Below are 25284 nucleotides of genomic sequence, written 5' to 3'. Positions count from 1 at the left end.
CCGACTCGCACAACGTAGTAGTACCTACGGCCCTAGTTGGGCCGTGCAGAGGATTCCTGGGGGCTGACCCCAGACCCCCCAAGAAAACTTTCGGGCCCAACAAGGAGAGCAGGGAACCCAGATGGCGGAGCTCACGATCCGGCCGGAGGAGATCCGGGACGCGCTGGAGAACTTTGTCCAGGCGTACAAGCCGGACGCGGCCTCGCGCGAGGAGGTCGGTACGGTCACTCTTGCCGGCGACGGTATCGCGAAGGTCGAGGGCCTGCCCTCGGCCATGGCCAACGAACTGCTGAAGTTCGAGGACGGCACCCTCGGCCTCGCCCTCAACCTCGAGGAGCGCGAGATCGGTGCCATCGTGCTCGGTGAGTTCACCGGTATCGAGGAGGGCCAGCCGGTGCAGCGCACCGGTGAGGTGCTCTCCGTCGCCGTCGGTGAGGGCTACCTGGGTCGCGTCGTCGACCCGCTCGGCACCCCGATCGACGGCCTCGGCGAGATCGAGACCAGCGGGCGTCGCGCCCTTGAGCTGCAGGCCCCCACGGTCATGCAGCGCAAGTCGGTGCACGAGCCGATGGAGACCGGCTACAAGGCCGTCGACGCGATGACCCCGATCGGCCGCGGTCAGCGTCAGCTGATCATCGGCGACCGCCAGACGGGCAAGACCGCCCTGGCTGTCGACACGATCATCAACCAGCGCGACAACTGGCGCACCGGCGACCCGAAGAAGCAGGTCCGCTGCATCTACGTCGCCATCGGCCAGAAGGGCTCGACCATCGCCTCCGTGCGTGGCGCCCTGGAAGAGGCCGGCGCGCTGGAGTACACGACCATCGTCGCCGCCCCGGCGTCCGACCCGGCCGGCTTCAAGTACCTGGCGCCGTACACCGGTTCGGCCATCGGCCAGCAGTGGATGTACGAGGGCAAGCACGTCCTCATCGTCTTCGACGACCTCTCGAAGCAGGCCGACGCCTACCGCGCCGTGTCCCTGCTGCTCCGCCGCCCGCCGGGGCGCGAGGCCTACCCGGGTGACGTCTTCTACCTGCACTCCCGCCTCCTCGAGCGCTGCGCGAAGCTCTCGGACGAGATGGGTGCCGGCTCGATGACCGGTCTGCCGATCGTCGAGACCAAGGCGAACGACGTGTCGGCGTTCATCCCGACCAACGTCATCTCCATCACCGACGGCCAGTGCTTCCTGGAGTCGGACCTGTTCAACGCCGGTCAGCGCCCCGCGCTGAACGTCGGTATCTCCGTCTCCCGAGTCGGTGGTTCCGCGCAGCACAAGGCGATGAAGCAGGTCTCCGGCCGCCTCCGCGTGGACCTCGCCCAGTTCCGTGAGCTCGAGGCGTTCGCCGCCTTCGGTTCCGACCTGGACGCCGCGTCGAAGGCGCAGCTGGAGCGCGGTCAGCGCATGGTCGAGCTGCTCAAGCAGCCCCAGTACCAGCCGATGGCGACCGAGGACCAGGTTGTCTCCGTCTGGGCCGGCACCACCGGCAAGATGGACGACGTCCCGGTCGTGGACATCCGGCGCTTCGAGCGCGAGCTGCTCGACTACCTGCACCGCAAGGAGCAGGGCCTGATGACCTCCATCAAGGAGGGCGGCAAGATGTCGGACGACACCCTGACCGCCACCGCCGACGCCATCGCGGACTTCAAGAAGCAGTTCGAGACCTCGGACGGGAAGCTTCTCGGCGAGGACGCTCCGGCCGCCGCCGGTAAGTGACGACGGAAGGGACCTGACTCATGGGAGCCCAGCTCCGGGTCTACAAGCGTCGCATCAAATCCGTCACCGCGACCAAGAAGATCACCAAGGCGATGGAGATGATCGCCGCCTCGCGTGTCGTCAAGGCGCAGCGCAAGGTGACGGCCTCCACGCCGTACGCGACCGAGCTCACCCGCGCGGTCACGGCTGTCGGCACCGGTTCGAACACGAACCACCCGCTGACGACGGAGCCGGAGACGGCGACGCGCTCCGCGGTGCTGCTCCTCACGAGCGACCGCGGACTGGCCGGCGCCTTCAACTCGAACGCCATCAAGGCCGCGGAGAAGCTGACCGCGCGTCTCGAGGCCGAGGGCAGGGAGGTCGAGATCTACATCGTCGGCCGCCGTGGTGTCGCCCACTACAACTTCCGTGAGCGCAAGATCGCGGAGCAGTGGACGGGCTTCACCGACGAGCCCACGTACGCGGACGCCAAGAAGGTCGCGGGCCCGCTGATCGAGGCCATCGAGAAGGACTCGGCGGAGGGCGGCGTGGACGAACTCCACATCGTCTACACGGAGTTCATCTCGATGATGACGCAGTCGGCCATCGACGGCCGTCTGCTTCCGCTCAGCCTCGAAGAGGTGGCGGAGGAGTCGAAGTCCAAGGGCGAGATCCTTCCGCTGTACGACTTCGAACCGTCGGCGGAGGACGTCCTCGACGCCCTGCTGCCGCGCTACGTCGAGAGCCGTATCTACAACGCGCTGCTCCAGTCGGCTGCTTCCAAGCACGCCGCCACGCGCCGCGCGATGAAGTCGGCGACCGACAACGCGGGAGACTTGATCAACTCGCTCTCCCGACTTGCCAACGCGGCCCGCCAGGCCGAAATCACCCAGGAAATCAGCGAGATCGTCGGCGGCACTGCAGCCCTGTCCGACGCGACCGCGGGGAGTGACAAGTAATGACGACCACTGTTGAGACGGCCGTTGCCACGGGCCGCGTCGCCCGGGTCATCGGCCCGGTCGTCGACGTGGAGTTCCCCGTCGACGCGATGCCGGAGATCTACAACGCCCTGCACGTCCAGGTCGACGACCCGGCCACCGCGGGCGAGAAGAAGACGCTGACCCTCGAGGTCGCCCAGCACCTGGGTGACGGACTGGTCCGTACGGTCTCGATGCAGCCCACGGACGGCCTGGTCCGCCAGGCTCCCGTGACCGACACCGGCGCCGGCATCTCGGTGCCCGTCGGTGACCTGACCAAGGGCCGTGTGTTCAACACCCTCGGCGAGGTCCTGAACGACGACGCGTCGTCGGTCGCCGAGGCCCCGCGCTGGACGATCCACCGCAAGGCCCCGGCCTTCGACCAGCTCGAGTCGAAGACCGAGATGTTCGAGACCGGCCTGAAGGTCGTCGACCTTCTCACCCCGTACGTCAAGGGTGGAAAGATCGGTCTGTTCGGTGGTGCCGGTGTCGGCAAGACCGTTCTGATCCAGGAAATGATCGTCCGTGTGGCCAAGCTGCACGACGGTGTCTCCGTCTTCGCCGGTGTCGGCGAGCGCACCCGTGAGGGCAACGACCTCATGGTCGAGATGGAGGAAGCCGGCGTTCTGGACAAGACCGCGCTGGTCTTCGGCCAGATGGACGAGCCGCCGGGCACGCGTCTTCGCGTCGCCCTGGCCGGTCTGACCATGGCGGAGTACTTCCGCGATGTGCAGAAGCAGGACGTGCTGTTCTTCATCGACAACATCTTCCGCTTCACGCAGGCCGGTTCCGAGGTCTCGACCCTGCTCGGCCGCATGCCCTCCGCGGTGGGTTACCAGCCGACCCTCGCCGACGAGATGGGTCTCCTCCAGGAGCGCATCACGTCGACCCGTGGTCACTCGATCACCTCGATGCAGGCGATCTACGTCCCCGCGGACGACCTGACCGACCCGGCCCCGGCCACCACGTTCGCCCACCTCGACGCGACGACGGTTCTCTCCCGTCCGATCTCCGAGAAGGGCATCTACCCGGCCGTGGACCCGCTGGACTCCACGTCCCGCATCCTGGACCCGCGTTACATCGCGCAGGATCACTACGACTGCGCCATGCGCGTCAAGACGATCCTGCAGAAGAACAAGGACCTCCAGGACATCATCGCGATCCTCGGTATCGACGAGCTGGGCGAGGAGGACAAGCTCATCGTCCACCGTGCCCGTCGCGTCGAGCGCTTCCTGTCGCAGAACACCCACGCCGCCAAGCAGTTCACCGGCGTGGACGGTTCGGACGTGTCGCTCGAGGAGTCCATCACCGCGTTCAACGCGATCTGCGACGGCGAGTACGACCACTTCCCCGAGCAGGCGTTCTTCATGTGCGGTGGCATCGAGGACCTGAAGGCCAACGCCAAGGAGCTCGGCGTCTCCTGATTCTGGCTTCTCCGGAAGCACAGACTCGTGGGAGAGGGGCGGGGGATACCCGCAGGGTGTGTCCCGCCCCTCTCCGTACGCCGACTAGACTTTGACCCAACACCCGGCAGCAACGGCCGGGTGGTGACCCGAGGAGCCCACCTTGGCTGCTGAGCTGCATGTCGAGCTCGTCGCCGCGGACCGCAGTGTCTGGTCCGGCGAGGCCACCCTGGTCGTCGCGCGCACCGCGTCCGGCGACATCGGCGTCATGCCCGGTCACCAGCCGCTTCTCGGTGTGCTGGAGTCGGGCCCGGTGATGATCCGCACGAGCGACGGCGGGACGGTTGTCGCCGCTGTGCACGGCGGTTTCGTCTCGTTCGCCGACAACAAGCTGTCCCTGCTCGCCGAGATCGCCGAGCTGTCGGACGAGATCGATGTCCAGCGTGCGGAGCGGGCGCTCGAGCGTGCTCAGTCGGATGCGGACGCATCCGCCGAGCGTCGAGCGGACGTCCGACTGCGTGCGGTGGCGACGCGCTGAGCCCTGGGGGCACCTCCCAGGCCCTTTAGGCTATGGGGGAGCGCGGAGTGACATGACTCAGCCGCGGCCAGGACCGGAGAACCTCTCCGGACCGGGTCGCGGCTGAGGCGATCCTTGGTCAATTTTGCAGTTCCGTTATCGGATCCGCTGTCGGGCCCGTTATCAGATGAGGCGAGGAGGTCGGTACGAATGGTCCTCGTTCTTGTGCTGTGCGTGGTCGCGGTCGTCGTACTCGTATTGCTGGGGCTGTTCGTCTTCGGACTGAGGCGCCGGCTGATCCAGCGCTCGGGGGGCACCTTCGACTGCTCCCTGCGGTGGGACATCGCCGAGGGCGGCGACACCTCCGGCAAGGGCTGGGGCTATGGCGTGGCCCGCTACAACGGCGACCGGATCGAGTGGTTCCGGGTCTTCTCCTATTCGGTCAGGCCCCGTCGCACCCTTGAGCGCTCGGCGATCGAGGTGACGGGGCGGCGTGCTCCGGAGGGCGAGGAGGAGCTGGCTCTGCTCTCGGACGCGATCGTCCTCGCGTGCTCGCACCGGGGTTCGCGCCTTGAGCTGGCGATGAGCGAGGACGCGCTGACCGGCTTCCTGGCGTGGCTGGAGGCGGCGCCTCCCGGCCAGAGAGTCAACGTGGCCTGAGCTTTCGCAGCGAATACGGCCTGAGCTTTCACATGGAGAAGCCGGGGGAACAGGGGGCGGCCCCGTTCACCCGGCTTCCGTCATGTGCGGCCCGGCGCTGCTACTTCAGGCCGCCGTCGATCGCCGTCACCAGCTCGCCGCCCGCGGTGTCACCGCTGAACTCCCAGAAGAAGGCGCCGCCCAGGTTCTGGCTCTTGGCCCAGGCCATCTTGGAGTTGATGGTCGCGGGGGTGTCGTACGACCACCAGTCGGAGCCGCAATACGCGTACGCGGTACCGGCCACCGTCCCGTTCGCGGGGCATTTCGTCTTCAGGACCTTGTAGTCCTCGATGCCCTGCTCGTAGGTGCCGGCGGCGGGCCCCGTCGCGGTGCCGCCCGGCTCCTTCTGTGTGACGCCGGTCCAGCCGCGGCCGTAGAAGCCGATACCGAGCAGGAGCTTGCTCGACGGGACGCCCTGGGCCTTCAGCTTGGCAATGGCGTCAGCGGAGTTGAAGCCCTGCTGCGGGATGCCGGGGTACGAGGTGAGTGGGGAGTGCGGGGCCGTCGGGCCCTGCGCGTTGAACGCGCCGAAGAAGTCGTAGGTCATGACGTTGTACCAGTCGAAGGACTGGGAAGCGCCCGCGTAGTCGTTCTTCTCGATCTTGCCGCCGGTGGAGGCGTCGGCCGTGATCGCCGCCGTGACCAGGTTGCTGGAGCCGAACCTGGCGCGCAGTGCGGAGGACAGCTTCTTCAGGGCGTCCTGGCCCGAGGTGTCGCAGGACAGGCCGCAGGCGTTGGGGTACTCCCAGTCGATGTCGATGCCGTCGAAGACGTCGGCCCAGCGCGGGTCCTCGACCAGCTTGTAGCAGGAGTCGGCGAACGCTGCCGGGTTCTGCGCCGCCTGTGGGAAGCCGCCGGACCAGGTCCAGCCGCCGAAGGACCAGATGATCTTGAGGTTCGGGTGCTTGGCCTTCAGCTGCCGCAGCTGGTTGAACGCGCCGCGCAGCGGCTGGTCCCAGGTGTCGGCGACGCCGGAGACGGAGTTGGCCGCGGTGTACGCCATGTCCGTGTCGGCGTAGGAGTCACCCATGGTGCACTGGCCGTTCTGCACGTTGCCGAAGGCGTAGTTGATGTGGGTGACCTTCGCGGCGGAGCCGGAGGTCTCCAGGTTCTTCGGGAAGTATTGGCGGCCGTAGACGCCCCAGTCGGTGAAGTACCCCATCTTGACCTTGCCGCCGGGGCCCGGGTCGGTGCCGCCGCCGGTCGTGTGCACCCGGACCGAGCCCGAGGCGGGGCCGCTCTGGTCCGCGGTGTCGCGGGCCTGGACGGTGTACGAGTAGTCGGTGCCCGCGGTGAGCCCGGTGTCGGAGTACGAAGTCCCGGTCACCGTCGCGACCTTGGCGCCGTCGCGCAGGACGTCGTAGTTCTTGACGCCCTTGTCGTCGGTGGCCGCGGTCCAGTCGAGCTTGACCGAGGTGTTCGTGACGGAGGATGCGGTGGGGGTGCCGGGCGCGGAGGGGGCCGCGTCGCCGGGGACGTCACCGCCGTCGCAGGAGGCGCCGTTGAGCTTGCAGCCGGAGGGGGCGCCGGGGCCCGAGCCGTTGAACCCGAAGGAGACCGAGGCGCCGGGGGCGAGCGATCCGTTCCAGGAGACGTTCTTGGCGGTCCAGTGGTCGGCGGAGTTGGTGACGGTGGCGTCCCAGGCCGAGGTCACCTTGGTGCCGGCGGGGAAGTCCCACTCGACGGTCCATGAACTGAGCGCCGTGGTACCGGTGTTCTTGACGGTCCACTTGCCTTCGAAGCCGGTGCCCCAGTCCTGGGTCTTGGCGTAGGTCGCGGTGGCGGTGCTCGCGGCGGCGGCCGCGTGGGAGGGGGTGGCGAGGCCGACGAGGGCGGCGGCCGGGAGCAGCAGGGTGGTGAGGCCTGCGACGGCTCTCTGTCTGAGTCTCAAGCGCAAGGGGTGCTCCTCGGGTGATATCCGGGGGACATGACGGGGGTGGAACCCTGCGCCGCCCGTGAGCATCGCCGTGCCGGCCGTGAGGCTCATGTGCATGGCTGCGCTCACCGCAGTGCCGTGAGAATAGAAAGGTCTGGACCAGCGGTCAAGGTCTAAACCAATTACAGGAATTGGCCCCTCACAGCCCCAACTCCTGTGCCAGCACGGCCGCTTGCACCCTGCTGCGCAGCTCCAGCTTCCCGAGCAGCCTGCTGACGTGCGTCTTCACCGTCGCCTCCGCCATCCCCAGCCGCACCGCGATCTCCGCGTTCGACAAGCCGTCGCCGAGGCAGGAAAGCACCTCCCGCTCCCGGCGGGTGAGGGCGTCGAGCCCCGCGGGCGCGGGTCCCGGCTCCGGGCGAACGGGCTTCGCCGCGAACTCGGCGATGAGCTTGCGGGTGACCGCCGCGGCGATCAGCCCCTCACCGCGCGCGACTGTACGGACACCCTCGATCAGGTCCTTCGCCTCGGTGTTCTTCAGCAGGAAGCCGCCCGCGCCCGCGCGCAGCGCCCCGAAGACGTACTCGTCGAGGTCGAACGTCGTCAGGACCAGCACGTCCGCGAGCCCCTCGGCGACCACCTGGCGGGTCGCCGAGACGCCGTCGAGGCGCGGCATCTGGATGTCCATGAGGACGAGATCCGGCCGAAGTTCGCGCGCCATCGCCACCGCCTGCTCGCCGTCCGCCGCCTCCCCGACGACCTCGATGTCGGGGGCGCTGCCCAGGATCAGGACGAGCCCCGCCCGCACGGCGGACTGGTCCTCGGCGACGAGTACGCGGATCACCCGGTTCATTCGGACACTCCTTCGTCGGCCCGGTCGACGGGCAGCTCGGCCCTGACCTGCCAGATCTTGCCGCCGGGCCCGCTCTCGGGACCCGTCTCGAACGTGCCGTGCAGCAGAGCGGTGCGCTCACGCATCCCGATGAGCCCGGCGCCCGAGCCAGGAGCGCGCGGGCCGTCCAGATCCCCGTACGGGCTGGTCACCCGCACAGCCAGGGCGCCGTCGCTGCGGTGGACGGCCACGGAGACGGTGCCGGGCGAGGCGTGCTTGAGGGCGTTCGTGAGGGATTCCTGCACGATGCGGTACGCGGCCAGCTCGATCGGCGCGGGCAGGCCGCCGACGCCGTCGCCGACGGTGAGCGCGACGTCGAGGCCGTTGGCGCGGGACTGCTCGACGAGGGCTCCGAGTCCGTCCAGCGTGGGCGCGGCGACGGGCTCGCCCTGGGAGTCCCCGCTGTCGTCCCGCAGGATGCCGATGAGGCGGCGCATCTCGGCGAGGCCCTCCACGCTGTTCTCGCGGATGACCGTGAGCGCCTGCTGCGTGGTCCTCGGATCGTCGAGCGAGAGCGCCGCCGTCGAGTGGATGGCGATCGCCGACAGATGGTTGGCGACCATGTCGTGCAGCTCGCGGGCCATCCTCGCCCGCTCGGCGACGACCGCCTGGTTGCGGTCCATCTCCGCGAGCAGTGCGGTCTGTTCGGCGCGCAGCCGCGCGGAGTCGGCGGCCTCGCGGTGGTTGCGTACGAGGACTCCGGTGGCCGCGGGCCCGAACGAGACGAGGCCGGTGACGACCCCGATCAGGAACGCCTCCGGCCGCCGGAACCAGGCCAGGAACCCCAGGGTCACCGCGATGGTGATCAGCGCCGTGGTCACCGGGATGCGGCGGGCGGCGGCCGGGGTGCCGTACAGGACGGCCGCGTAGACGAGGTCCGTGAACATCAGCGTCGTCGCGAGGCTGCCGAGCGTGAACTGGTCCGCGATCAGGACGAACGTGCCGAGGACCAGCGCGGTCCGCGGCGCGGTCCTGCGCAGCAGCTCCAGGCCCGCCATCGCGCAGAGCGGCAGCAGCAGCCAGCCACCGTCGAGGACCCGCCAGCCCTGGCTGTTGGTCAGGCCGAGCGCCCACAGCAGGAGTCCGCCGAGCAGCCCGATCGCCGCGATACGGACGTCGTCGCGGTGCGGGCGGGACAGAGGCAGGGGCATGCCCCCCATTCAATACGGCCGGACGGGGCCGCGCGTGCACCTGTCGGGCGGGCCCGCGCAGCCCGCGTACATCGAAGGATGCAGTCGCGTTTCGTCACCGGCGACGACGATCGGCGGGCGCGGCGCCCCGAGGATGGAAGGAGTCCACGAGCCGGACCCCAAGTCAGACCACAAGCCCCGACCCGAGGAGCCCGCCGTGATCGTCACGCTGATCGTCGCCTGCGAGATCGGCTTCTGGGTGCTGCTCGCCGCGGGACTCGCCCTGCGCTACGTGGCGAAGATGCCGCGCACGAGCGTCGGCGTCCTGCTGTGTGAGCCGCTCCTGGAGGTCGTCCTGTTCGTCGTCACCGCGATGGACCTCAAGAACGGGGCCGAACCGGACTGGAAACACGGTCTCGCCGCCGTCTACATCGGCTTCTCGGTGGGGCTCGGCCACTCCACCGTCAAGTGGGTGGACGCCCGGGTCGCCCACCGGTTCGCCGGGGGACCGCCGCCGGTGAAGCCGCCGAGGTACGGGGCCGCGCGCGCCGCCCACGAGTGGCGGACGGCCGCGCGCTGGATCCTCGCCTGCGCCGTCGCGCTCGCCCTGCTCCAGGGCGCGATCTGGTACGTGGGCGGCGACGGGAACATCGGTTCGCTGCGGATGTGGCAGCAGAAGATGGTCTTCGTGATCGGCATCAACCTCGTGATCGCGCTGAGCTACACGCTGTTCCCGAAGAAGGCGCCGGCCGTGGAGCGTTAGGGACTCAGCGCTCGCCGCCCGGGACCCACAGCACGTCCCCGACCTCCTTGTTCGCCGTGCGCGCCAGGATGAACAGGAGGTCGGAGAGGCGGTTCAGATACGTCGCCGTCAGCGGGTTCATCGACTCGCCGTGCACTTCGAGCGCCGCCCACGTGGAGCGCTCGGCCCTGCGGACCACGGTGCACGCCTGGTGCAGCAGCGCCGCGCCCGCAGTGCCCCCGGGCAGGATGAAGGACCGGAGCTTCTCCAGCTGCTCGTTGAAGTGGTCGCAGTCCGCCTCCAGCTTGTCGACGTAGAACTGCTCGACGCGCAGCGGTGGGTACTTGGGGTCCTCGACCACGGGCGTCGACAGGTCGGCGCCCACGTCGAACAGGTCGTTCTGGACCCGTACGAGGACCTTCACGACCTCCTCGTCGAGCCCGCCGAGCGCGACCGCCGTGCCGATGACGGCATTGGCCTCGTTGGCGTCGGCGTAGGCGGAGATCCGCAGATCGGTCTTGGCGGTCCGGCTCATGTCGCCGAGGGCGGTCGTGCCCTGGTCGCCGGTCCTGGTGTAGATGCGCGTCAGATTGACCATGGGGTCAGCGTAGTTACGCGGCCGCCCTGCGGAAGCCACGTGTGCCGACCGTCACGGCGAGCGCCGCCAGGGCGAGGGCGACCAGGACCCCGTACAGCATGTGCGCCGTCGCGTAGTGGCCGACGTACGCGTCACGCATCGCGTCGACCGCATAGCGGATCGGCATGAAGTGCGACAGGACGTCGAGCCAGCCGGGCGCGAGCGCCATCGGCAGCATCAGCCCGGACAGGAGCATCGACGGCATCGAGACGGCGTTGACGATCGGGCCGAACTCCTGTGGCCGGTCGACCTTCATGGCCACCGTGTACGACAGCGACCCGAGGGCGACGGTCAGGAGCGCCACGAACGCGAACCCGATGAGGACGCCGGCCAGCGGCGCCCGCAGCCCCATCACCAGTGCGGCGAGGACGAGGAGGAAGGCCTGGAGGACGAAGAGCACGGCGTCGCGCAGCACTCTCCCGAGCAGCAGCGCGAGACGGCTGACGGGGGTGACGCGCATGCGCTCCACCACGCCGTAGTTCTTCTCGACGATCACCGCGAAACCGGAGAACAGGCCGCCGAAAAGGGCGAGTTGGAGCAGCAGCCCCGGTACGAGCACCTGCCAGGAGCTGCCGGCCGAGCCCAGGGGCACATCGGTGAGCAGCGGCCCGAAGAACAGCAGGTACAGCAGCGGCATCAGGACGCCGAAGAGCATCTGGAACTTGGAGTTGAGGGTCTGGCGGGCATAGCGCCCGAAGATCAGCGCGGTGTCGGAGAGCAGGGTCCTCATGCCGGTCCCGGTCTTCATGAGGTCACACCGCCACGGGAGCCGTCGGTGCGGTCGCCGGGCCGCGCCCGGTGATCGCGAGGAAGGTGTCCTGGAGTGTCGCGTCGAGCGACCCGCCGTACGCCAGCTTGAGCGCGCCCGGGGTGCCTTCCGCGGCCACAACTCCCTTGTCCACGACGGCGATCCGGTCGGCGAGCGCGTCGGCCTCGTCGAGGTGGTGGGTGGTGAGGAAGACGGTCGTGCCGTGCTCGTCGCGCAGTCGCCGTACGAGATCCCACAGGTCGGCGCGGCCGGCCGGGTCGAGTCCGGTCGTCGGCTCGTCGAGGAAGAGCACCTTCGGGCGGTGCACGATTCCCATCGCGATGTCGAGGCGGCGCCGCTGTCCGCCGGAGAGCGCTGCGGTCCTGCGGTCGAGGAGGTCCGTGAGGCCGAGGTCCTCGGCCAGTTCGCCGGCGCGCGCCACGGCCCGTGCTTTGGGCAGCCGGTACAGCCGCCCCTGGGTGACCAGTTCCTCCCGTACGGAGATGTTCGGGTCGACGCCGCCGGACTGGGCGACGTAACCGACCGCGCGGCGCACGCCCGCCGGATCCGTCGCGAGGTCGCAGCCCGCGACGGTGGCGGCGCCCCCGGTGGGCGGCAGGAGCGTCGTGAGCATGCGCAGGGTCGTCGTCTTGCCCGCGCCGTTCGGACCGAGGAGGCCGAGGATCTCGCCGGGCCGCACGGTCAGGTCGATGCCGCGCACCGCCTCGACGGGGCCGCGTGGGGTGGTGAAGGTCCGGGCCAGGCCGGACGTGCTGATGACTGCCATGCGTCCAGAAAAACAGAGTCACTTAAATTTTGCAATGTCCCCAAAATTTAAGTGAGCGCAACGAAAGCTAGACTGGCCGCATGGCAGAGGGACTGCGTGAGCGTAAGAAACGGCTGGCCAGGCAGCACATCTCCGATGTGGCCACGGGCCTTTTCCTGGAGCGCGGCTTCGACGAGGTGACGATCGCCGAGGTCGCCGAAGCGGCCGACGTCTCCGTCAACACCGTCTACAACTACTTCCAGGCGAAGGAAGACCTGTTCCTCGACCGCGCCAAGGGCAGCGTGGCCCGGCTCTCCCGCTTCGTGCGCGCCCGTGACCGGGGCGAGTCCGCGGCCGAAGCCGTCCTGCGCGAGCTGCGCCGCGAGGTCGTCGCCGTGTCGCCCGAGGTCGGCCTGATCGAGGGCTACGACCGCTTCATGAAGGTCATCGAGGGAGCGGCCGGACTGCGGGCCAGGCTCTGGTACATGCAGCAGGAGTCGCTCACGCTGCTGGAGGCGACGCTGCGCGAGGAGACCGGGGCGGGTGAGGACGACCCGCTGCCCGCCCTCATGGCCGGACAGATCAACTGGATCCACACGACGCTGCTTTCCCGCATCGCCGCCGGGATGATCAAGGCAAGGCCGGCCGGGGAGGTGTCCCGCGAAGCGCTCGGCCTGCTCGACGAGATGGAGGGCCTCCTGGGCGAGCCGGTGCTCAACTACGCCGTACGCGACGCCTGATGGCCCGTCCGGTGTGATGTCCGTCATTCGAGACGTGACGCGCATTACTTCGCGGCCCCACGACCCCTCACGGACGCTAATGTCCGCCGGAGGGACACGTGAACAGCGGTCAGCGGTCAGTTGCAAGTGGTACGCGGTCAGCGGATAAGGGGAGTCGCACAGTGGCAGGGAAGCTCGCCGTCATCGGAGCCGGACTCATGGGGTCCGGCATCGCCCAGGTCTCGGCGCAGGCGGGCTGGGACGTCGTCCTGCGCGACGTCACCGACGCCGCCCTGGCCCGTGGCACCGACGGCATCAAGGCCTCATACGACAAGTTCGTGAGCAAGGGCAAGCTGTCCGCGCGGGACGCCGAGGCCGCGCTCGGGCGCATCACGACGACCACCGATCTGGACGCGGTGGCCGACGCCGACATCGTCGTCGAGGCCGTCTTCGAGAAGCTCGAGGTCAAGCACGAGATCTTCCGGACGCTCGACAAGCTCGTCCGTGACGACGCCGTGCTCGCCTCGAACACCTCCGCCATCCCGATCACCAAGATCGCCGCCGTCACGGAGCGCCCGGAGCGCGTCGTCGGCGCCCACTTCTTCTCGCCGGTGCCGATGATGCAGCTGTGCGAGCTGGTCCGCGGCTACAAGACGAGTGACGAAACGCTCGCCACCACGCGGGAGTTCGCCGAGTCGGTCGGCAAGACCTGCATCGTCGTCAACCGCGACGTCGCCGGCTTCGTGACCACGCGGCTCATCTCGGCCCTCGTGGTCGAGGCCGCCAAGCTGTACGAGTCGGGCGTCGCCACCGCCGAGGACATCGACATCGCCTGCAAGCTCGGCTTCGGCCACGCGATGGGGCCGCTCGCCACAGCCGACCTCACGGGCGTCGACATCCTGCTGCACGCCACAAGCAACATCTACACCGAGTCTCAGGACGAGAAGTTCGCTCCGCCCGAGCTGATGCGCCGGATGGTTGACGCGGGTGACATCGGGCGCAAGAGCGGGCAGGGGTTCTATAAGCACTGATCCCTCGGCACTCCATGGGTAACCCCACGGGGTGAATTCGGTATCGGTTCGCTTACAGACGGCAACTTCTGCGCCCCCGCGCCAGTCAGTTGCAGTGACATACCAAGAATCGCCGTACGACACAGAGACCACTGGAATCACGGCACACCAGCACTCTCGGGGAGCGCATATGCACATCAGGGGCGACCACGCCGAGCTGGTCGTCGGGGGCCGCCTCGACGTCCGCAGCGCGGCGGACGCCCGTACGGTCCTGCACACGGCCCTCGACGACGGCGTCGGCGACCTGGTGCTCGATCTGTCAGAGCTGGACTCGTGGGACGCGACCGGTCTCGGCGTCATCATGGGCGCCCACCGGCGGGCCGGACGCTGCGGCCGCAGGCTCGTGCTGCGGGGTGTGCCGCCCCAGATGCAGCGCCTCCTCGTGGCGACGCGGCTGCACCGCATCCTCGCCATCGAAGGCGGCATCGGGGTCGAATCGCTGCCCAGGGTGTGAATCGGTCGTTCCGGTACGCAGCACCCACAATCCTCACGAGACTGTGACGTCTCGGACGGGGCGGTACCCCGGCCGTTCGTAGATACTGACCCAGGTCTAGGGTTCGGTCGCCCGCGGATTGACGGACCCTCTCGCGGGCACCGGACCAGAAGCGACAGCGCAGTGTGCACAGGCCGGGAGGGGCAGTGGCACACGACGCTTTTGGGGGGCTTTGACCATGGACCCGATGAACCGGGGACCGGAAGACTTCGGGCACGATCCGTACGGCGGGGATCCCTACGACCGCGCGGACCGTGGCCACCACGACGACGAGAGCGACGCCCAGGCGAGCCGCCCGCGCCCGCCCAGGGATCCCCTCACTCCTGACTTCGGCCAGCCCTCACAAGGGCTCGCCCGCACCGTGCAGCTCGTGTCCGGCGACTCCCTGCTCACCGTCAACCCCGTCGACGGCAGCGAGATCGAGCCGTGCCCGCCGGGGGAGCGGCCGGGACGGCCCGTCAAGTACGCACCGGCGGAACGCGCCGAGATGGCCCGCGCCGCACGTCCGCCGCTGCCGGCCGGCCCCCCGCTGCCCCGGCTGCCGCTCCTGGAGCGCCAGGAGGAGCGCGAGCGGCTCGTCCGGCTCCTGGCGCGCGGGCGTTCCGTGCGGCTCACCGGACCCTCGGGCTCCGGGCGCACCGCGCTGCTCGACACCGTCGCCGGGGACTGCGCGGACATCGCGCCCGACGGCGTCGTCCGGCTCTCCGGGCACCGCCGCTCGTCGAACGATCTGCTGTACGACCTCTTCGCGGCCGTGTACAACGCGCCGCTGCACCGCCCCGACCGCGCCCTGCTCCTCGAACTCGTCCACGACATCGGCGCCGTCGTCGTCCTCGACGACCTCGAGTTCGGCGGCGCCGCGCTCGACGAGCTCCTCGAAGCGACGCCGGAGTGCGCCTTCCTGGTCGCGGCCACGCCCGACGTCGCCGCGCCGTCCGCCGACTCGCACCTCGAAGAGGTCTTCCTCGGCGGCCTCGGCCGCGGCGGCGGCCTCGAACTCCTGGAGCGGTCCGTCGGCCGCGTCCTCACGGACGAGGAGGCGAACTGGGCCGGCGACCTCTGGTTCGAGTCGGAGGGGCTCCCGCTGCGCTTCGTGCAGGCCGGCGCCCTCCTGCGTCAGCGCGACCAGCTGCGCGCCGACCCGAACGCCTTCGACGAGTTCGGCTACTTCGGAGGCCCCGGCGCCCCTCCCGTCGACGCGCCCTTCGACACCGAGGACGGCCACGACGTACCGCTGCCCTCGCTCGCCGACGGCGCCGCGCCCGGCGCCCTGCTCGCGTCCCGGCTCAGCGAGTCGGCCCGCGCCACCCTGCGGTTCGCGGTCGCGCTCGGCGGCGAAATACCGCACCAGGCCCACCTCCCCGCCCTCGTGGGTGACACCCACGCCGACGCGGCCCTCGCCGAACTCGTCGGCTGTGCTCTCGTCACCCCGGTCGGCGGCCGCTACCGCCTGGCCTCCGGCGTGTACGACCAACTGGCGGCCGCGGGATACGCCGACGACAGCGACGGCCACGCGCACACCGCCGCCCAGCACTACGCGTGGTGGGCCGGGCACCCCTCGGTCGGGCCCGAGCGGGTCGCGGCCGAGGCCGACGCGCTGCTCGCCGCGCTGACCGTACTCGTCCCGGCCACGCTGCCGTCCGCGCCGTCCGCGCCGGACGAGACGACGGGCAGCGTCGCGGTGCTGCTCGCCCGCACCGCCGCGCCCGCGTTCGCCGCCGGGCTCAGCTGGACCGTGTGGGAGCGGTGCCTGCGCGCCGGTCAGGAGGCCGCGCGGCTCTCCGGCGAAGTGGCCGAAGAGGCCTATTTCCACCACGAGTTGGGCATCCTCGCGCTCCTGGGCGGGCAGCTCGACCGGGCCCGCGCCGAGCTGGAGGCCTCCATCGCCCTGCGCGGCGCGCTGGCCGACAAGCGCGGCACCATCGCGGGCCGCCGCGCCCTCGCCCTGGTCGCGGACCGCTCCGGCGGCGCCCTGTCCGGCGGGCGTACGGCGGCGGGCGAAGAGGTTCCCGCGGCGCGCTACGAGGAGTCGGCGTCGCCCCCCGGCGGGGTGCCGGCCGCGTTCGCGCCGCCCACGCCGCCGGAACCCGACACGCTGGTCTCCCGGCAGGCCGGGGCCGGCCCCGGAGGCAAGGCCGGCGGAGCCCGTCGTGCCGTCGTCACCGGCACCCGGCGCAACCTCGTGGCCGTGGGCGCCGGAGCGCTCCTCGCGGCCGTCCTCGGCACCGTCGTGACGCTCGGTGCCACGTCGAGCAACGAGACCCCGTCCGACAACGTCAACGTGAACCCGTCGGCCTCGCAGGGCGAGGACGGCGGCGACATCGGCGCCGACGAGGCGGACCAGGGCGGCGGCGACGCGGGCTCCACGCAGCGGCCCGGCGACCCGGGCAAGGACGGCATCCCGAACACGTCGGACGACCCGACGCCCAGCAACGGGCCGTCGTCCGGCGAGAGCGGCAAGCCGTCGGACAAGCCGAGCGACAAGCCCTCCGGCAAGCCGTCGGACAAGCCGACCACGTCGAAGCCGCCGTCGTCGAAGCCGCCCACGTCCAAGCCCCCGACGTCGAAGCCGCCGACGTCCAAGCCCCCGACGAGCTCTCCGCCCCCGTCGTCCGAGCCGCCGACCACCCCGCCGTCGTCCCCGGACACGTCCGACTCGGCGAGTGGCCCGGCACCGAGCGGCAGCTCGGCGATGAGCAGCCCGGCGGACAGTGGTCCGGACGCCTCGCCGACGATCTGACGGGGCGTACGTACACAGCACATGACGAAGGGCCGGGTTCGCGTGAGCCCGGCCCTTCGTCATGCTGTCCTGCCCGACCGGTCAGAACAGGCGGAGCTTGTCGTCCTCGATGCCGCGCAGCGCGTCGTAGTCGAGGACCGTGCAGCCGATGCCGCGGTCCGTGGCCAGGACGCGGGCCTGCGGCTTGATCTCCTGGGCGGCGAAGACGCCGCGCACCGGGGCGAGGTGCGGGTCGCGGTTCAACAGCTCCAGATAGCGCGTGAGTTGCTCCACACCGTCGATCTCGCCGCGCCGCTTGATCTCGATGGCCACGGTCGCGCCGTCACCGTCCCGGCACAGGATGTCGACGGGCCCGATCGCTGTCGGGTACTCGCGGCGGATGAGCGTGTAGCCCTCGCCGAGCGTGTCGATCCTGTCGGCGAGGAGCTCCTGGAGGTGCGCTTCCACGCCGTCCTTGATGAGCCCCGGGTCCACGCCCAGTTCGTGCGAGGAGTCGTGGAGGACTTCCTCCATGGTGATGATGAGTTTCTCGCCCGCCTTGTTGATGACGGTCCAGATGCCGCTGTCGTCGCCCGTGCCCTCCTTGAGGGTGCAGGGCGGGGACATCCAGTTGAGAGGTTTGTAGGCCCTGTCGTCCGCGTGGATCGAGACGCTGCCGTCCGCCTTCACGAGGATCAGGCGGGGAGCCGACGGGAGATGGGCTGTGAGCCTGCCCGCGTAGTCCACGGAGCAGCGGGCGATGACGAGACGCATGGTCGGCAACGCTACTCGACGACCAGTGGTCCACGCGATTCGCCCTGGAACTACCGAGTTCGTTATTGGCCGGTTGTGGACCGACTGTGCCCGCGATCCCCTGTTGCGGGCCCCGGCAGTTGCTTAACGTATAAGCGGGAGGTCGCGACGCCTGTACGCAGCGTGTTCGTGGTCGTACGTCGTCGCGCGCTCCTTACCTGCCCGTCAGCCCCCGCTCCCCGTGGGGGTGCGAGAGGAGAACCCATGTCGCTCGACGTCTCACCGGCACTGTTGGAACAGGCCGAGCGAGGCGAGGTCGACGAAGCTGACTTCGTCGACTGCGTCCGGACCTCCCTGCCTTACGCATGGGAGATGATCAGCTCCCTGGTGGCCCAGCTGAAGGTCGACGGCGGAGACTTCGCCGACAACCAGACGCCTCCGCCGGACGAGCAGGCACGTGGGCAGCTGCTGCGTGCGCTCGCGAGTGACGCGATTCGTGGCGCGCTGCAGCGGCACTTCGGTGTGCGGCTGGCCTTCCAGAACTGTCACCGTGTGGCGGTGTTCCCGCAGGACCCGTCGGTGGACGGCACGCTGTCCCGCTTCACCTCGGCCCGCAACCAGCTGTTGAACCAGTCCCCGGAACTCAGGGACTGCTGACGGCAGGTTGACGGCGGAATCTCATGGTCTGCCGCTCCGTACGCGGGAGGTGCACAAGTACGGAGCGGTGGACTACGGGCCGCACGGTCGTTACGCGTCTCACCGGAGCCGGGGGAGTACCTCGGCGCCCAGCCTGCGCACGTTCTCCTCGGTGGCCGCGAGATCTCCGGAGCCCTCGACGAGCAGCGCGAAGCGCGTGATGCCCGTGCGCTCCGAGGTCGCCGCGAGCCGGTCGGCGCACTGCCCGGGAGTCCCCACCGGGTGCTGCCCGCACAGCAGTTCCGTGTACGCGACCGGGTCCCGCATGGACCGCGTGCGGCCGTCCACCGTCACATGGGCGTCGAGCCCCTGCTTCAGCCAGCCCGGCATCGCCTTGAGAAGCGTCTCCCGCGCCTGCGCCGCGCGGTCGCCGATCTGGGCCACCCCGGCCGAGACGTGCGCCGCCGTGTGGATCTCCTGCGGGCTGCGGCCGGCGGCCCGCGCGTGCGAGCGCCACAGGGAGACCATGTCGGCCTTCTCCTCGTCCCCCGCGTGCATGCCGAGCAGCATCGGAAGGCCGCGCTCCGCCGCAAGCCGCACGCTGTTCGGTGAGGTGCAGGCGACCACCACCTCGGGGCCCTCGGAGGAGTCGAGCGCTTCGTCGGGGCGCGGGACCACGGCGACCTCGCGGAAGGCGAACCGTTCCCCCTCGGCCTCGACGCGGGGCTCGCGCAGCCAGCGCAGGAGCAGGTCCAGGGACTCCGGGAACCCCTCCTCGTACGCCTCGATGCCCGAGCCGAAGACCTCCAGGTCCACCCAGGGGCCGCCGCGGCCGACGCCGAGCGAGAAGCGGCCGCCGGACGTCAGGTGCAGCAGCGCCGCCTGCTCGCCGAGGGCGACCGGGTGGGCGGTCGGCAGCACGCTGACCGCCGTGCCGACGCGGATGCGCCGGGTGCGGCCGAGCAGTAACGCGGCGAGCGTCACCGCGGACGGACAGGTGCCGTACGGCACGAAGTGGTGCTCCGCCAGCCAGACCGAGTCGAGCCCGGCCTCCTCGGCCGCCTCGGCGGACCGCACTGCCCGGTGCAGCGCCTCCCCCTGTCCCTGGCCGGGGAACTGGGCCGCCAGCACAAAAGTTCCTACGCGCATCGCACTCCTGCCTTTCTTGGCGCCGACGCGACACTCCCCCACGGGCAATAACGGCTGACAAGTGCCAAGGGCACGGCTTGCCATGGAGATTGACAGATTTTCCGGAGAACTCATGGGGGTGACGTTGTGCGGGTACCCGAGAGGCGTCCGCGTACGCTGGACGTGACCCCCAGTCCCTGTGCAGGCACCTGTACAAGTCCTAGAGGAGAGCCGGTGTCCCCCCGCCGAAACCAGACGTCGCCCCGTCGCGGCGGCCGACCGTCCAGCAAGGCACCGGACGAGGAGCAGGGCAGCCGCTACGGCGGATTCGAGCGCACGGAGAGCTGGCAGGGCGAGGAGTGGAGCGTGCGCCAGGTGGCGGGCGCGAGCGCCGCCGGCAAGACGTACCGGTGCCCCGGCTGCGACCAGGAGATCCCCTCCGGCGTCGCGCACGTGGTGGCCTGGCCCGAGCACTCGGGCGTGGACGAGCGCCGGCACTGGCACAAGGCCTGCTGGAACGCGAAGGACCGCCGCACCACACGGGTGCAGCGGTCCAGGAACGCGCCTCGCTACTAGCGACCGACGCCGCTACACGTCGCGCCGCTCCAGCAGCACGAACGCGCCGACCACGGCCGCGGCCGTGACGCCGGCGAGCAGCCACACCTGGGAGCCGCCCGAGCTCCCGGTGTCCGCGCCGAAGATCTTGGCGAGGGCGTTGATGGCGTTGTACTCCTGCATCTTCTCGCCGAGCGTCCGCGTGCTGCGCGAGATCATCAGGAAGACCGGCAGGATCGCCGGCAGCAGCACGATGCCGAGCATCGCGGTGATCGCGCCCGCCGAGTGCCGCAGCATGGAGCCCACGGCGAGGCCGAGGACGCCGAGCAGGGACACGTAGAGCCCGCCCTTGAGGACCGTGCCGCCCCAGCTCAGGTCGCCCGCGTCGGGGCCGCTGTGCATCGACGACGTGAGCAGGCCCACCAGGAGGATGGAGCCCGCGGAGACGGCGAACGAGACCGCGAAGAACACCAGGATCTTGGCGGCGAAGACGCGGTAGCGCTGCGGCGACGCGGTGAACGTCGTGCGGATCATGCCGGTGCCGTACTCCGACGACGTCACGAGGACGCCCAGCGTGATCAGGCAGATCTGGCCGAGCAGCAGGCCGATGAAGGCCGGGAACGTGAACGGGACGTCCTGGTAGTTGAGGTCCTCGGTCTGCGCGGAGACGAACAGGCCGCCGCCGAGGACCAGGAACAGGAAGATGCCGAGCGTCCAGAGCGTGGAGCGCACGGACTTGATCTTCGTCCACTCCGAGGCGAGCGCGTGCCCCAGGTGGGTGCGCGTGACCGGGATGGGCGAGGTGTACGAAGTGCCGGGCGCGCCCTGCCAGTTGGGCACACTCTGCTGGGCGTAGGCCTGCGGAGCCGGCTGCGGGGGCGGCGTCGTCATCGGTGGTCCTCGGGCTTGTTCAGGTCGGCGGGGGCAGGGGCGGCGGGCGCCGGGGCAGCGGGCGCGGCGGGCGGCTGCTGCGGCGGCGCGGCGTACGGGTTCGGCCCGCCGGGGGCGGCCTGCGGCGGGGCGAACGGCTGACCGCCCTGCTGGGGCGGCGGCGGCGCGTACCAGTCCGGCTGGCCCTGGCCGGGCGCGGGGAGCTGCTGCTGGGGCATCGCGCCCGGCGGGAGCTGCTGCTGAAGGCCGGCCCGCTGGTCGACGGTCGAGCGGTAGTCGACGGCGCCCTGCGTCATCCGCATGTACGCCTCCTCCAGCGAGGCCTGGTGCGGCGAGAGCTCCCACAGCCGTACGTCGGCGCCGTGCGCCAGGTCGCTGATGCGGGGGAGCGGCAGGCCCATGACGCGCAGCGCGCCGTCCTGCTCGGGCAGGACCTGGCCGCCGGCCTCGGTCAGCGCGGCCGTCAGCTTCTCGCGCTGCTGCGGCTCCGTCTCCGGCGTGCGCACCCGCGCGAAGTCGGCAGAGTTGTGCGAGATGAAGTCCCGCACGCTCATGTCGGCGAGGAGCTGGCCGCGGCCGATGACGATCAGGTGCTCGGCTGTCAGCGCCATCTCGCTCATCAGGTGCGAGGAGACGAAGACGGTGCGGCCCTCGGCGGCGAGCGACTTCATCAGGTTCCTGACCCAGAGGATGCCCTCCGGGTCGAGGCCGTTGACCGGCTCGTCGAAGAGGAGCACCTGCGGGTCGCCGAGCAGCGCGGCCGCGATGCCCAGGCGCTGGCCCATGCCGAGCGAGAAGCCCTTGGAGCGCTTCTTCGCCACGTCCTGGAGGCCGACGACGCCGAGGACCTCGTCCACGCGGCGGGCCGGGATGCCGGACAGCTGCGCGAGGCAGAGCAGGTGGTTACGGGCATGCCGGCCGCCGTGCACCGCCTTGGCGTCGAGCAGGGCGCCGACCTGGCGCGGGGCGTTGGGGAGCTTGCGGTACGGGTAGCCGCCGATGGTCACCTGGCCCGTGGTCGGCTGGTCGAGACCGAGGATCATGCGCATGGTCGTCGACTTGCCGGACCCGTTCGGACCCAGGAAGCCGGTCACCGTACCCGGCCGGACCTGGAAGGAAAGGTTGTACACGGCTGTCTTGGCGCCGTAGCGCTTCGTCAGGCCGACTGCCTCGATCATTCTCCGCACCCATCGAAAGGTTCAGGACATCGGGGCACACGCCCCCGTAAGGGTTAGGAGGATATCGGGGCGCTGACGGTTCCGGCCAAGACGAGGCAAAGGCCCTGGAGCCCGCCCGGGCCCCCCTACGCGTCCCGCTTCTTGAGGAGCACATATCCGAAGATCAGGGCCAGGACCACCCAGATCACCATGATCCCCAGGCCGCCCCACGGCCCGTACGGGGTGTCGTCGTCGAGCGGCGTCACCACCTGCATGATCTTGCTGCCGGCCTGGTCGGGCAGGAACCGGCCGATCTTCTTCGTCGCCGAGACGTTGCCCAGGATGTTCGAGATCAGGAAGAAGAACGGCATCAGGATGCCGAGCGACAGCATCGGGCTGCGCAGCATCGACGCGACGCCCATCGAGAACATGGCGATGAGGGTCATGTAGAGCCCGCCGCCGATGACCGCGCGCAGGACGCCCGGGTCGCTGATCTGCGCCCGGTGCACGCCGAGGACCGCCTGCCCGAGGAAGAACGCGATGAAGCTCGTGGCGAGGCCCACGACGAACGCCAGGACGGTGGCCACGGCGACCTTGCTGAACAGGAACGTTCCCCGCTGGGGCACCGCGGCGAGCGAGGTGCGGATCATCCCGGTGCTGTACTCGTTCGAGACGACGAGGACGCCGAAGACGATCATCGCGAGCTGTCCGAGACTCATCCCGGCGAAGCTGATGAACGTGGGGTCGAAGGACAGCCGCTCCCTCGCGGGCATGTTGTTGAACTCGTTCCTGGACAGGATCGAGATCAGTACGCCGAGCACGATCGTCAGGACGGCGGCGAGGCCGAGCGTCCACACCGTCGAAGCGACGGATCTGATCTTGGTCCACTCGGACCGGAGAACCTGGGTCGCGGCCATCTATCGGGCTCCCTTGCTCTGCGTACGGTCCCAGCTCTCGCCCCAGCCCTGCTGCTGGGGCGGTGGCGGTGGCGGCAGCTGGACGGGCGGCGACATCCCGGGCTCGTCGGTGTGCGCGTGGTACTCCACCGACTCCGCGGTGAGCTGCATGAACGCCTCCTCGAGCGAGGCCTGCTGGGGGCTCAGTTCATGCAGGACGAGATGGTGGGCGGCCGCGAGGTCACCGAGCTGCTCGGGGCTCCGGCCGTCCACCTCGAGCGTGCCGTTGCCCGCCTCCACGACCGTGATCCCGGCCTCGTGCAGGACATCGAGGAGCCGCTCCTGCTGCGGCGAGCGCAGCCGCACGTAACTGCGGGAGTTCTGCTGGATGAAGTCGGACATCGAGGTGTCGGCGAGGAGATGGCCCTGGCCGATGACGACGAGGTGGTCCGCGGTCAGCGCCATCTCGCTCATCAGGTGCGAGGAGACGAAGACGGTACGGCCCTGGCCGGCGAGCGACTTCATCAGATTGCGGATCCAGTGGATGCCCTCGGGGTCGAGCCCGTTGACCGGCTCGTCGAACATCAGGATCCGCGGGTCGCCGAGGAGCGCGCCCGCGATGCCGAGGCGCTGGCCCATACCCAGCGAGAAGCCCTTCGCCTTCTTCCTGGCGACGGGCGTCAGACCCACCGTGTCGAGGACCTCGGCGACGCGGGCGCGCGGGATGCCGTTGCTCTGCGCCAGGCACAGCAGGTGGTTGTACGCGCTGCGGCCGCCGTGCATGGCCTTCGCGTCGAGGAGGGCGCCGATGTACGTCAGCGGGTCCTTGAGCTGCGCGTAGTGCTTCCCGTCGATGCGTACGTCGCCTGCTGACGGGTTGTCGAGCCCGAGCATCATCCGCATCGTCGTGGACTTGCCGGCGCCGTTGGGGCCGAGGAACCCCGTGACGATGCCCGGCCTGACGGTGAACGTGAGGTTGTTGACGGCCAGCTTCTCGCCGTAATGCTTGGTCAGCCCCTCGAGCTCGATCATGCGGCAACGCTAGAACGGGACAAAGCCCCCTGCCACTGGAGCGGCAGAGGGCTTCGGTGTCCGACTTCGGGTGCTCAGCGGGTCTGCTGAGCCGGCACCCCACGCGAGATCGGCTCATCCTCGGCCGGGGCCCCAGCGGCAGCGACCGCCGCACCGGTGAGCGTCGCCAGCATCTCGCGCACGTTGGTGAGCTGCGCGTTGATGGAGTCGCGGCGGTTCGTCAGCGCGGCGAGCTCGCGCTCCGATTCCGAGCGGATCCGGTCGGCCTTGGCGTTCGCGTCGGCCACGATGTCCTCGGCCTGGCGCTGCGCGGTCTCCACCGTCTGGCGGGCGCGGCGCTCGGCGTCGGTGCGCAGCTTCTCGGCCTCCAGGCGGAGCTGCTCCGCGCGGTGCTCGATCTCCGCGAGACGCTTCTCGGCCTTCGCCTGACGCGAGGCCAGGTCGCGCTCGGACTGCTCGCGGCGCTTCGCCAGGTTCGTCTCGAAGTCCGCGGCGGCCTGGGCGGCCTTGGCGCGGGTCTCCTCGAAGAGGGCGTCCGCCTCCTCACGCTTCGACTGAGCGTCCTTCTGGGCCTCGGCGCGCAGCGTGCCCGCTTCGCTCTTGGCCTTCTCGACAATCCGGACGCCTTCGTCCTCGGCCTTGGACTTGCGCTCCGCAGCAAACGATTCTGCGTCGTTGCGCACCTGCTGGGCCGCCGACTCGGCGAGCTCGCGGTGCTGCTCGGCGGCGCGACGGGCCTCCTCGCGCAGGTCCTTCGCCTCCTCCTCGGCGAGGCGGAGGATCTTCTCGACGCGCGCGCCGAGGCCGGCGTACGACGGCTCGGCATCGTTCACCTGCGCCTGGGCGTTCTGCGTCTCGAGGTGGAGCTCCTCGATGCGCTTTTCCAGAGCAGTGATACGAGCGAGAGCGCTGTCACGGTCGGAGACGAGCTTGGAAATGCGTTCGTCCACCTGAGCGCGGTCGTACCCACGCCGCACAAGCTCGAAGCCGTAGGGGGAAGTGTCGCTCATGGGGTTCCTGTCGAATGAGACCGGTGAGGTGATAGGGGGAATCCTAGGGGTCAAAGCGGCGTGTCATCGAGCAGATGCCCGTTTGATCTGGAGAATGACACCCCTTTTGAGTGGCTAACCGCAGGATGGCTTGCCAGCGGCGGCG

25 protein-coding genes are annotated in these 25284 nt (G+C 69.9%); 12 read left to right on the top strand and 13 right to left on the bottom strand.

Annotation, left to right across the window (positions count from 1 at the left end):
* Positions 1-121: 121 nt before the first annotated feature.
* The 5 genes from atpA (at position 122) to ACIPWY_RS35165 (ending at position 5250) form a co-directional block, all read left to right on the top strand.
* Positions 122-1714, top strand: coding sequence for a F0F1 ATP synthase subunit alpha (gene atpA / locus ACIPWY_RS35185; RefSeq protein WP_362908219.1), 1593 nt, complete (start codon positions 122-124; stop codon positions 1712-1714).
* A gap of 20 nt (positions 1715-1734) precedes the next feature.
* Entirely contained in the window at positions 1735-2652 is a 918-nt protein-coding gene (locus tag ACIPWY_RS35180; protein ID WP_362908218.1) for a F0F1 ATP synthase subunit gamma, read from the top strand.
* Positions 2652-4094 carry a F0F1 ATP synthase subunit beta gene (gene atpD, locus ACIPWY_RS35175; protein ID WP_362908217.1) on the top strand — a complete coding sequence of 481 codons (1443 nt, stop codon included), beginning with the start codon at positions 2652-2654 and terminating at the stop codon, positions 4092-4094. Before ACIPWY_RS35180 ends, atpD begins: the two co-directional genes overlap by 1 nt.
* Before the next feature lie 142 nt (positions 4095-4236).
* A complete protein-coding gene (locus ACIPWY_RS35170) occupies positions 4237-4611 on the top strand; it encodes a F0F1 ATP synthase subunit epsilon (protein ID WP_362908216.1) in 375 nt (124 codons plus the stop codon).
* Positions 4612-4800: 189 nt separating this feature from the next.
* A complete protein-coding gene (locus ACIPWY_RS35165) occupies positions 4801-5250 on the top strand; it encodes a DUF2550 domain-containing protein (RefSeq protein WP_362908215.1) in 450 nt (149 codons plus the stop codon).
* A 100-nt stretch (positions 5251-5350) separates the two neighbouring features.
* Here ACIPWY_RS35165 and ACIPWY_RS35160 read toward each other — a convergent pair whose 3' ends face one another.
* The 3 genes from ACIPWY_RS35160 to ACIPWY_RS35150 form a co-directional block, all read right to left on the bottom strand.
* Positions 5351-7180 (bottom strand): glycosyl hydrolase family 18 protein, encoded by a 1830-nt coding sequence (locus tag ACIPWY_RS35160; RefSeq protein WP_393704921.1) that lies wholly within the window; start codon positions 7178-7180, stop codon positions 5351-5353.
* Positions 7181-7364: 184 nt separating this feature from the next.
* The gene (locus tag ACIPWY_RS35155) at positions 7365-8018 is read right to left on the bottom strand and encodes a response regulator transcription factor (RefSeq protein WP_362908213.1); all 654 of its coding nucleotides are present in this window, start codon (positions 8016-8018) and stop codon (positions 7365-7367) included.
* Positions 8015-9208, bottom strand: a complete 1194-nt coding sequence (locus ACIPWY_RS35150) for a sensor histidine kinase (RefSeq protein WP_393704923.1) — start codon at positions 9206-9208, stop codon at positions 8015-8017. Before ACIPWY_RS35150 ends, ACIPWY_RS35155 begins: the two co-directional genes overlap by 4 nt.
* A 196-nt stretch (positions 9209-9404) precedes the next feature.
* On the opposite strand from ACIPWY_RS35150, the gene ACIPWY_RS35145 reads away from it, so the two are divergent.
* Positions 9405-9950, top strand: coding sequence for a hypothetical protein (locus ACIPWY_RS35145; protein WP_362908211.1), 546 nt, complete (start codon positions 9405-9407; stop codon positions 9948-9950).
* A gap of 4 nt (positions 9951-9954) precedes the next feature.
* Here the strand turns inward: ACIPWY_RS35145 and ACIPWY_RS35140 are convergent, their stop codons facing one another.
* The 3 genes from ACIPWY_RS35140 to ACIPWY_RS35130 are packed head-to-tail and all read right to left on the bottom strand — an operon-like array spanning position 9955 to position 12101.
* Positions 9955-10527 carry a cob(I)yrinic acid a,c-diamide adenosyltransferase gene (locus tag ACIPWY_RS35140; protein WP_362908210.1) on the bottom strand — a complete coding sequence of 191 codons (573 nt, stop codon included), beginning with the start codon at positions 10525-10527 and terminating at the stop codon, positions 9955-9957.
* 13 nt (positions 10528-10540) lie between these two features.
* Positions 10541-11296 carry an ABC transporter permease gene (locus tag ACIPWY_RS35135; protein ID WP_393704993.1) on the bottom strand — a complete coding sequence of 252 codons (756 nt, stop codon included), beginning with the start codon at positions 11294-11296 and terminating at the stop codon, positions 10541-10543.
* A gap of 22 nt (positions 11297-11318) precedes the next feature.
* Positions 11319-12101, bottom strand: a complete 783-nt coding sequence (locus tag ACIPWY_RS35130; RefSeq protein ID WP_393704926.1) for an ABC transporter ATP-binding protein — start codon at positions 12099-12101, stop codon at positions 11319-11321.
* An 80-nt stretch (positions 12102-12181) separates the two neighbouring features.
* Here ACIPWY_RS35130 and ACIPWY_RS35125 point away from each other — a divergent pair, with 80 nt between their 5' ends.
* The 4 genes from ACIPWY_RS35125 to ACIPWY_RS35110 all read left to right on the top strand — a co-directional run bounded on the left by ACIPWY_RS35125 (position 12182) and on the right by ACIPWY_RS35110 (position 17102).
* Positions 12182-12820: a TetR/AcrR family transcriptional regulator gene (locus tag ACIPWY_RS35125; RefSeq protein ID WP_362908208.1), complete on the top strand. Its 639-nt coding sequence runs from the start codon at positions 12182-12184 to the stop codon at positions 12818-12820.
* 161 nt (positions 12821-12981) lie between these two features.
* Positions 12982-13830: a 3-hydroxyacyl-CoA dehydrogenase family protein gene (locus ACIPWY_RS35120; RefSeq protein WP_362908207.1), complete on the top strand. Its 849-nt coding sequence runs from the start codon at positions 12982-12984 to the stop codon at positions 13828-13830.
* Between the two features lie 169 nt (positions 13831-13999).
* On the top strand, positions 14000-14323 hold the full coding sequence (locus ACIPWY_RS35115; protein ID WP_362908206.1) for an STAS domain-containing protein: 324 nt from the start codon (positions 14000-14002) through the stop codon (positions 14321-14323).
* Positions 14324-14540: 217 nt separating this feature from the next.
* Positions 14541-17102 carry an ATP-binding protein gene (locus tag ACIPWY_RS35110; protein WP_393704929.1) on the top strand — a complete coding sequence of 854 codons (2562 nt, stop codon included), beginning with the start codon at positions 14541-14543 and terminating at the stop codon, positions 17100-17102.
* A gap of 81 nt (positions 17103-17183) precedes the next feature.
* On the opposite strand, the gene nucS is transcribed toward ACIPWY_RS35110, so the two are convergent.
* Positions 17184-17855 (bottom strand): endonuclease NucS, encoded by a 672-nt coding sequence (gene nucS, locus ACIPWY_RS35105; RefSeq protein WP_199841896.1) that lies wholly within the window; start codon positions 17853-17855, stop codon positions 17184-17186.
* 243 nt (positions 17856-18098) lie between these two features.
* Between nucS and ACIPWY_RS35100 the strand changes: the two genes are divergently transcribed.
* A complete protein-coding gene (locus ACIPWY_RS35100; RefSeq protein ID WP_362908204.1) occupies positions 18099-18491 on the top strand; it encodes an SCO5389 family protein in 393 nt (130 codons plus the stop codon).
* 99 nt (positions 18492-18590) lie between these two features.
* Here ACIPWY_RS35100 and ACIPWY_RS35095 read toward each other — a convergent pair whose 3' ends face one another.
* Complete coding sequence (locus ACIPWY_RS35095) at positions 18591-19619, bottom strand: LLM class flavin-dependent oxidoreductase (RefSeq protein ID WP_362908203.1); 1029 nt, start codon at positions 19617-19619, stop codon at positions 18591-18593.
* Between the two features lie 213 nt (positions 19620-19832).
* Here ACIPWY_RS35095 and ACIPWY_RS35090 point away from each other — a divergent pair, with 213 nt between their 5' ends.
* Positions 19833-20174: an ATP/GTP-binding protein gene (locus ACIPWY_RS35090; RefSeq protein ID WP_116509832.1), complete on the top strand. Its 342-nt coding sequence runs from the start codon at positions 19833-19835 to the stop codon at positions 20172-20174.
* A gap of 12 nt (positions 20175-20186) precedes the next feature.
* Here ACIPWY_RS35090 and ACIPWY_RS35085 read toward each other — a convergent pair whose 3' ends face one another.
* The 5 genes from ACIPWY_RS35085 to ACIPWY_RS35065 all read right to left on the bottom strand — a co-directional run bounded on the left by ACIPWY_RS35085 (position 20187) and on the right by ACIPWY_RS35065 (position 25139).
* Complete coding sequence (locus ACIPWY_RS35085; protein ID WP_393704932.1) at positions 20187-21044, bottom strand: ABC transporter permease; 858 nt, start codon at positions 21042-21044, stop codon at positions 20187-20189.
* Positions 21041-22222: an ABC transporter ATP-binding protein gene (locus ACIPWY_RS35080; RefSeq protein ID WP_393704934.1), complete on the bottom strand. Its 1182-nt coding sequence runs from the start codon at positions 22220-22222 to the stop codon at positions 21041-21043. Before ACIPWY_RS35080 ends, ACIPWY_RS35085 begins: the two co-directional genes overlap by 4 nt.
* Before the next feature lie 125 nt (positions 22223-22347).
* Complete coding sequence (locus tag ACIPWY_RS35075; protein WP_362908200.1) at positions 22348-23118, bottom strand: ABC transporter permease; 771 nt, start codon at positions 23116-23118, stop codon at positions 22348-22350.
* Entirely contained in the window at positions 23119-24129 is a 1011-nt protein-coding gene (locus ACIPWY_RS35070) for an ABC transporter ATP-binding protein (protein WP_393704936.1), read from the bottom strand.
* Between the two features lie 74 nt (positions 24130-24203).
* Positions 24204-25139: a cellulose-binding protein gene (locus ACIPWY_RS35065; RefSeq protein ID WP_100595833.1), complete on the bottom strand. Its 936-nt coding sequence runs from the start codon at positions 25137-25139 to the stop codon at positions 24204-24206.
* Positions 25140-25284 lie beyond the last annotated feature (145 nt).

It is taken from the genome of Streptomyces sp. NPDC090032, assembly GCF_044748025.1.
Lineage (GTDB): Bacteria > Actinomycetota > Actinomycetes > Streptomycetales > Streptomycetaceae > Streptomyces.
This window is presented reverse-complemented; position numbering and strand designations above follow the sequence as displayed.

Excerpts from the sequence above, each read along its gene's own strand:
- atpA (WP_362908219.1), top strand. The coding sequence starts at position 122 with ATGGCGGAGCTCACGATCCGGCCGGAGGAGATCCGGGACGCGCTGGAG.
- ACIPWY_RS35180 (WP_362908218.1), top strand. The coding sequence starts at position 1,735 with ATGGGAGCCCAGCTCCGGGTCTACAAGCGTCGCATCAAATCCGTCACC.
- atpD (WP_362908217.1), top strand. The coding sequence starts at position 2,652 with ATGACGACCACTGTTGAGACGGCCGTTGCCACGGGCCGCGTCGCCCGG.
- ACIPWY_RS35165 (WP_362908215.1), top strand. The coding sequence starts at position 4,801 with ATGGTCCTCGTTCTTGTGCTGTGCGTGGTCGCGGTCGTCGTACTCGTA.
- ACIPWY_RS35155 (WP_362908213.1), bottom strand. The coding sequence starts at position 8,018 with ATGAACCGGGTGATCCGCGTACTCGTCGCCGAGGACCAGTCCGCCGTG.
- ACIPWY_RS35150 (WP_393704923.1), bottom strand. The coding sequence starts at position 9,208 with ATGCCCCTGCCTCTGTCCCGCCCGCACCGCGACGACGTCCGTATCGCG.
- ACIPWY_RS35140 (WP_362908210.1), bottom strand. The coding sequence starts at position 10,527 with ATGGTCAATCTGACGCGCATCTACACCAGGACCGGCGACCAGGGCACG.
- ACIPWY_RS35135 (WP_393704993.1), bottom strand. The coding sequence starts at position 11,296 with ATGAGGACCCTGCTCTCCGACACCGCGCTGATCTTCGGGCGCTATGCC.
- ACIPWY_RS35130 (WP_393704926.1), bottom strand. The coding sequence starts at position 12,101 with ATGGCAGTCATCAGCACGTCCGGCCTGGCCCGGACCTTCACCACCCCA.
- ACIPWY_RS35125 (WP_362908208.1), top strand. The coding sequence starts at position 12,182 with ATGGCAGAGGGACTGCGTGAGCGTAAGAAACGGCTGGCCAGGCAGCAC.
- ACIPWY_RS35115 (WP_362908206.1), top strand. The coding sequence starts at position 14,000 with ATGCACATCAGGGGCGACCACGCCGAGCTGGTCGTCGGGGGCCGCCTC.
- ACIPWY_RS35110 (WP_393704929.1), top strand. The coding sequence starts at position 14,541 with ATGGACCCGATGAACCGGGGACCGGAAGACTTCGGGCACGATCCGTAC.
- nucS (WP_199841896.1), bottom strand. The coding sequence starts at position 17,855 with ATGCGTCTCGTCATCGCCCGCTGCTCCGTGGACTACGCGGGCAGGCTC.
- ACIPWY_RS35100 (WP_362908204.1), top strand. The coding sequence starts at position 18,099 with ATGTCGCTCGACGTCTCACCGGCACTGTTGGAACAGGCCGAGCGAGGC.
- ACIPWY_RS35095 (WP_362908203.1), bottom strand. The coding sequence starts at position 19,619 with ATGCGCGTAGGAACTTTTGTGCTGGCGGCCCAGTTCCCCGGCCAGGGA.
- ACIPWY_RS35085 (WP_393704932.1), bottom strand. The coding sequence starts at position 21,044 with ATGACGACGCCGCCCCCGCAGCCGGCTCCGCAGGCCTACGCCCAGCAG.
- ACIPWY_RS35080 (WP_393704934.1), bottom strand. The coding sequence starts at position 22,222 with ATGATCGAGGCAGTCGGCCTGACGAAGCGCTACGGCGCCAAGACAGCC.
- ACIPWY_RS35075 (WP_362908200.1), bottom strand. The coding sequence starts at position 23,118 with ATGGCCGCGACCCAGGTTCTCCGGTCCGAGTGGACCAAGATCAGATCC.
- ACIPWY_RS35070 (WP_393704936.1), bottom strand. The coding sequence starts at position 24,129 with ATGATCGAGCTCGAGGGGCTGACCAAGCATTACGGCGAGAAGCTGGCC.
- ACIPWY_RS35065 (WP_100595833.1), bottom strand. The coding sequence starts at position 25,139 with ATGAGCGACACTTCCCCCTACGGCTTCGAGCTTGTGCGGCGTGGGTAC.